The organism is Campylobacter sp. IFREMER_LSEM_CL1890 (genome assembly GCF_025772045.1).
GTDB lineage: Bacteria > Campylobacterota > Campylobacteria > Campylobacterales > Campylobacteraceae > Campylobacter_D > Campylobacter_D lari_D.
Map to the genome: position 1 here is coordinate 22,151 of NZ_JAKMRK010000014.1, position 6,000 is coordinate 28,150.

At 28.0% G+C, this 6,000-nt stretch carries 7 protein-coding genes and 1 pseudogene; 4 read left to right on the forward strand and 4 right to left on the reverse strand.

Features of this window, described 5'->3' with window-relative positions; translation table 11 throughout:
* Nucleotides 1-2: 2 nt before the first annotated feature.
* Nucleotides 3-212 (forward strand): hypothetical protein, encoded by a 210-nt coding sequence (locus tag L8W57_RS07110; protein ID WP_133319819.1) that lies wholly within the window; start codon nt 3-5, stop codon nt 210-212.
* On the opposite strand, the gene L8W57_RS07115 is transcribed toward L8W57_RS07110, so the two are convergent.
* The 4 genes and pseudogenes from L8W57_RS07115 to hemB form a co-directional block, all read right to left on the reverse strand.
* Nucleotides 209-1,483, reverse strand: a complete 1,275-nt coding sequence (locus L8W57_RS07115) for a (Fe-S)-binding protein (RefSeq protein ID WP_133319820.1) — start codon at nt 1,481-1,483, stop codon at nt 209-211. The genes L8W57_RS07110 and L8W57_RS07115 overlap by 4 nt on opposite strands.
* Before the next feature lies 1 nt (nt 1,484).
* A complete protein-coding gene (gene hemN / locus L8W57_RS07120) occupies nt 1,485-2,840 on the reverse strand; it encodes an oxygen-independent coproporphyrinogen III oxidase (protein ID WP_263662268.1) in 1,356 nt (451 codons plus the stop codon).
* Nucleotides 2,827-3,310: pseudogene (locus L8W57_RS07125) on the reverse strand (DUF2603 domain-containing protein). The gene hemN and the pseudogene L8W57_RS07125 overlap by 14 nt, the downstream one beginning before the upstream one ends.
* A gap of 2 nt (nt 3,311-3,312) precedes the next feature.
* Complete coding sequence (hemB, locus tag L8W57_RS07130) at nt 3,313-4,296, reverse strand: porphobilinogen synthase (RefSeq protein ID WP_133319823.1); 984 nt, start codon at nt 4,294-4,296, stop codon at nt 3,313-3,315.
* A 71-nt stretch (nt 4,297-4,367) separates the two neighbouring features.
* Here hemB and ribA point away from each other — a divergent pair, with 71 nt between their 5' ends.
* The 3 genes from ribA to L8W57_RS07145 are packed head-to-tail and all read left to right on the forward strand — an operon-like array spanning nt 4,368 to nt 5,901.
* Complete coding sequence (ribA, locus tag L8W57_RS07135; protein WP_263662270.1) at nt 4,368-4,928, forward strand: GTP cyclohydrolase II; 561 nt, start codon at nt 4,368-4,370, stop codon at nt 4,926-4,928.
* A complete protein-coding gene (gene rsmG / locus L8W57_RS07140; RefSeq protein ID WP_263662271.1) occupies nt 4,925-5,518 on the forward strand; it encodes a 16S rRNA (guanine(527)-N(7))-methyltransferase RsmG in 594 nt (197 codons plus the stop codon). Before ribA ends, rsmG begins: the two co-directional genes overlap by 4 nt.
* Complete coding sequence (locus L8W57_RS07145; RefSeq protein ID WP_263662272.1) at nt 5,512-5,901, forward strand: hypothetical protein; 390 nt, start codon at nt 5,512-5,514, stop codon at nt 5,899-5,901. Before rsmG ends, L8W57_RS07145 begins: the two co-directional genes overlap by 7 nt.
* Nucleotides 5,902-6,000 lie beyond the last annotated feature (99 nt).

The window sequence follows — 6,000 nt, forward strand, 5'->3', positions numbered from 1 at the left end:
ATATGGCATTTTTAAATTGGGCTATTTTAATTTTATTTTTATTTATAGTATTTTTATTGATAAATCGTTACGAGAGAAAAATAAAAATTTTATATAAAAATATTGAAATCTTGAAAAACGAGTGTAAAAAAAATAGTGAAAATATAGAAAAAAATAGAATTTTAATAGAAAAAAATAGATCAAATATCGAAGATATAAAAATTCAAGATTAATTTTTATCTTGAAGTATTTTTGCTATCAATTCTAATGGATGTAAAAAATGCGTGGAGGATTTTTCATGCTCTAATGCATTTGAAATTTGCATTCTACAAGCTGAACATTCTGCACTGATAATTTCCACATTGCTTTTTTGTATATTTTGAGCTTTTCTTATACCAACTTGCAAAGCTTTTTCATAGTGATCAGTTTGCATACTAACACCGCCAAAACCACAGCATTCATTTGAGTTAATAAGTTCTTTGAAAGTATAGTTTTGTTTAAGCAAGGCTCTAGGTTCTTTAAAAACACCTTGCATTTTTCTTGCATGACAAGGATCGTGGTATGCAATTTTTGTCTTTAATTTTTTCTTTGTTTTTAAAAGCTCTTCTAGTTTAGTATATTCATAAAAATATTTTGTTGCAAGTAGTATTTTACTAGAAATATTTTTAGCTCTTATAGCCCATTCTTCATCTTTTTGCATGTGGAAAAAATGTTCATAGTCTATATTAATCATCGCAGAACAGGTTGCTTCGGGGATAATGATATAATCTAGAGTTTTTAATTTTTCTTCAAAATAAACGATATTTTTTTTAGCTAAAATTTCTACACTTTTAAAATCTCCAGTAAAATAATGAGGAGCACCGCAACAAGATTGATCTTTTAGTAAATCTACATTGATTTTAAGATGTTTACAAATTTCAAGCAAAGCAAAGCCCGTATTTGTATAAGAGTAATTTGACAAGCAGCCTATAAAAAGTCCTATGGTTTTTTCACCTTGATTATTTATGAAATCAGGATTAGAAGCTAGAAAGCTTTTTTTAGCTAAAGAAGGAAGCAAACGATCTTTTTTAATTAAAGGTAGGTTAAATTTAGCTTTCATTCCCAAATTTTTATGTTGTAAACTAAAAGCACAGCTTTGGAAAACATAACCAAATCTTGCTAAAATATCTAGAATTTTTCTGCGTCTTAGAAAAAAGAAAGCAAGTTTTTTGTACCAAGCAATGCCAAATTTTTGTGCTATATCGTAACGCACTTTTTCAATAGCACTATCCACTCTTAAATGGCTTGGACAAACTTCAACGCAATTTGTACACAAAAAACATGATTCAAATATTTTTTTAAGATTTTTATCAAGCTCTAGTTCTTGGTTTTCATAAGCACTGATTAAATCTAAAAAGCCACGAGGGGAAGTACTTTCATCGCGATTTATTTCATGTATGGTGCAAACTGGTATGCATTTTCCGCATTTTACGCAAGCATTAGAAATTTCATTAACATTTAACATATTAAACCGTTTTAGAGAAAACTTTTTTATCTTCGCTAATGCGTTTTAAATATTTATCAAAACACATAGCAATATTACGGATTAAAAGTACTCCTGTTTCATTAACTTTGATATGAGTTTTATCTATGTTGATAAATTCATTAAGTTTTTGGAGTTCTTCTAAATCTTGCTTAAAATATTCAAAAAAATCAATCTTAAATTTACTTTCAATATTTTTTATATTAAGAGCAAAATTACTCATAAGTTCCATAATAACAGCTTTTCTTAGTTCATCATCATCATCAAGCATAATACCTTTTTCGCAAGGCAATCGACCTTCATCGATAGCCTTTTCGTAGCTTGGCATATCTTTGAAATTTTGCATATAGTGTCTTTTACCTTCGCCTATACTTGTTAGGCCAATCCCGATTAAATCGGTTCCGCCTTTTGTAGTATAGCCTTGAAAATTTCTATGCAAACTACCATTTTCTAAGGCTTTAAAAAGTTCATCTTGTGGTTTTGCAAAATGATCCATTCCTATCATTTTATAACCATTTTGAGTTAAAAATTTTTCACAATATTCTAAAATTTGAAGTTTTACATCAGGACTTGGTAGAGTGTTTTCGTCAAATTTTCTCATATTTTTTTTAAGCCAAGGCACATGTGCATAATTAAAAATAGCAAAGCGATCGGGATTAATCAGCAGTGCTTTTTCTAAAGTTTGTTTAAAACTTTCTAGACTTTGATAAGGAAGGCCATAAATTAAATCCATATTTACTGAATTTATCCCTTTTTTTCTTACCATATCTACTGCATTTTTGGTAAGTTCAAAAGGTTGAATTCTATGAATTTCCTTTTGAACCTTTTCGTTAAAATCTTGCACGCCAAAACTAATACGGTTGAAGCTATTTTGAATTAAAACATCAGCTTGTTCTTCATTTAAGAATCTAGGATCAATTTCACAACTTACTTCACTATCTTGGGTAAAATTTGGAAAAATGCTTTTTATTTTAAAAATCAAACTTTGCAATTGTTTAGCAGAAAAAAAAGTAGGCGTGCCACCACCAAAATGCATTTGAGCTACTTCCCTTTGTGTGTCAATGATATTTGCTAAAAGATCAAGTTCTTTAAAAAGATAATTTAAATATCTTTCTTTACTTTCTTCTTTTGCGGTATATATTACATTACAACCGCAAAAATAACAAGCACTCCTGCAAAAAGGCAAATGAAAATATAAAGATAATTGTGCTGTTTGTTGTTTTAAAATTTTTATATAGTCTTCATATTTAAAATGGGTGTTAAATTCTACTGCAGTAGGATAAGAAGTGTATCTAGGTCCTGCTTTGGAGTATTTAACAAAATTTTTATAATCTCTCATTTTTTGCCTTTTTGCATCATTTCTTTCATGTTTATAAATAAGTTAGGATGTTTTGTATGAATATTGCTGATTAATTGATCTAAATCAATATTAACTTCTTTTATACCTTTGGAAACTTGATGTTTAATCTCATCCATTGCAACTGTCCATACATCATTAAAGTCAATAGGAATTTGTTGATAGATAGCCTTTTCTAGTTTAAGTTCAAAATTATCCTTTTGTATCTTTTTGGCACTTTGTAAAAACTCAATCAGAGTTTTTACAGAAAACATAGTTTTAACTTCATCATTTTCATCTACTATAAACCATGGTTCGGGTGCTAAATCATGGCCATTTTTTAGACTTAACTTTTTTTCTTTATCGTTAATGTGGGTTAGATGAAATATAGTTTGATTGTGTTTTTCTATGCCCAAATGATTAGATAATTCATTGATTATATCTTGAGAACTTTTTTTGCTTAGACTATTCAATCTCACTCCTTATTTGTTAATAATTTTGCAATTTCTTTTGCATGATAAGTTATGATAAGCTTAGCTCCAGCTCTTTTAAAAGCAAGCATAGTTTCAAGCACTATTTTTTCATAGTCAATCACACCTGCTTTTTGACCTGCTTTTAGCAAAGCATATTCCCCGCTTACATTATACACACAAAGTGGAAGCTTAGAATGATTTGCTATATCTTTTACTACATCTAAATACGCAAGTGCTGGTTTTACCATTAAGATGTCAGCGCCTTGTTTTTCATCTTCTAAGCTCTCACATAAGGCTTCTTTACCATTGGCAAAATCCATTTGATAGGTTTTTCTATCTCCATAACTTGGTGCAGAATCAGCCACATCTCTAAAAGGCCCATAATAGGCTGAAGCAAATTTAGTAGAATAAGCCATAATAGGTAAATTTTCAAAACCATTTTCATCTAAAGTTTTTCTTAAAGTTTCAATAATACCATCCATCATGCCGCTTGGTGCTATCATATCTGCACCGTTTTTAGCATGAATTAGAGCTTGTTTGGCTGAAATTTCTAAAGTTAAATCATTATCTACGCTTTTACTTTTTGGATCAATAATACCACAATGCCCATGATCAGTATACTCACAAAAACAAAGATCGGTAATTACTACCAAATCAGGAAATTTTGCTTTAATAGCTCTTAGACTTGTAGCAATCAAGCCATCATCGCTTAATGCATCACTTCCACAACTATCTTTTTTGGAACTTTCTAACACACCAAATAAAATAATCGCTTTAATACCAAGATTAATTAACTCCTCACATTCTTTTAAAATTTCATCTAAGCTCATTTGAAACACACCTGGCATAGACGTGATTTCATTTTTAATATTAGCACCATTGATAACAAAAAGTGGATAGATTAAATCATCTAAATTTAAGGTATTTTCTTTTACTAAGCTTCTAATATTCTCATTAAGTCTTAATCTTCTAAAGCGTTTAAACATAAATTTCCTTTTTGTTTGTTAAAATTGTTTAAATTCTAGCATATTTTTTATAAAAAAGGTAAAGTAAAATAATGACTATTCAAATTTCTGAAATAGCAAAACTCCCCACTCGTTTTGGGGAATTTAATATACAAAGTTTTAAAGAAAATGATAAAGAACATCTTTGTATTTTTAAAGGAAAATTGGAAAAAGAAGTTAATATTAGAATCCATTCAGAATGTTTAACAGGGGATGTTTTAGGAAGTTTAAAATGTGATTGTGGAGAACAGCTTGATTTTTCTTTAAAATACATTCAAGAGCATAGTGGTATGGTGATTTATCTAAGGCAAGAAGGAAGAGGTATAGGACTTTTTAATAAAATTAATGCTTATGCTTTGCAAGATAAGGGTTTTAATACCATAGAAGCAAATCACCAATTAGGTTTTAAGGCAGATGAGCGTAGTTATGAAATAGTAGAATTTATACTTAAGCATTATAAGATTTCTAAAATTAACCTTTTAACTAATAATCCTGAAAAACTAAATTCATTAAAAGAAAAAATTAATTTAAGAGTGCCTATTTTAATAAAAGCAAATCGTTTTAATAAAGATTATTTAGAAATTAAATATACACAAATGGGACATCTAAATTGAAAAAATACGAAGAGCAATTAAATTTTTTAAAAGATTTTGCAAATAAAGATGATTTTTTTAAAAAAATCACGCTCTATAAAGAGTTGTTAGAAAAATTTAATGCTGTGCATAATTTAACTCATTTTGAAAATATAGATGAAAATATTATTGATAGTGTTAAAATTTTAGATTTTTATGATTTGAGTAATAAAAAAAAGATCATTGATATTGGAAGCGGGGCTGGTTTTCCTGCATTATTTTTAGCTTGTATTTTGCAAGATAATGAATTTTTTCTTTTTGAGCCTAGCGCTAAAAAGGCCTCATTTTCAAGGGTGGTTAAAACTGAACTTAATTTGATAAATGTAAATATCATAAAAGAAAAAATACAAAACTATCCACCTTTTAAAGTAGATTTAATTACTTCAAGAGCTTTAATGGATGTAAAACCTTTGGTAGAAATTTCAAATGGTTTTTATGATAAAAATACTTTATTTTTGCTTTATAAAGGAAGTGAAGTTTATGATGAATTGCAAGAATTGAAAGATTATCAAATTTTTAATCAAGGCTTTAGGAATTATTGTCTTTTAAAGATAAAGGAAAAATTATGTTAATTTTTGGACATCCTTTGATAAATATGCAAAAATTTAGTTATTATGAAAATATTTTTATCAAAACAAATGTAAATTGTTTTAACTATAATGAACAAAATATAAAAAGTGCAAAAGAGGAAAAAATAGATTTTGCTATATATGCCAAGAATGAGGAAGAAATTTTACTTTCTAATGCACTAGGAGCAAAATATATTTTAATAGAAGATGAGAGATTAGCAAAAATTGCCTCAAAAATGGCTGAGTTTTATATGTTTGACTCTAAAATTTTATTTTTACTTGATGTTTTAGATAATAATTTAAAAAAAGCTTATGAGTTAAGCGTTGATGGAGTTTGTTTAAAATCTTATATCACTCAAACTAAACCCATTAAGGGTTTAGTTTAATTATTTAAAACTTTTTCTTCCTAGCATCTTCTAAGATATCATTAGCTATTTGATTAACATTGTCTGCAACTATAGCGCTGTCGTTTGCTATTTTTAAAT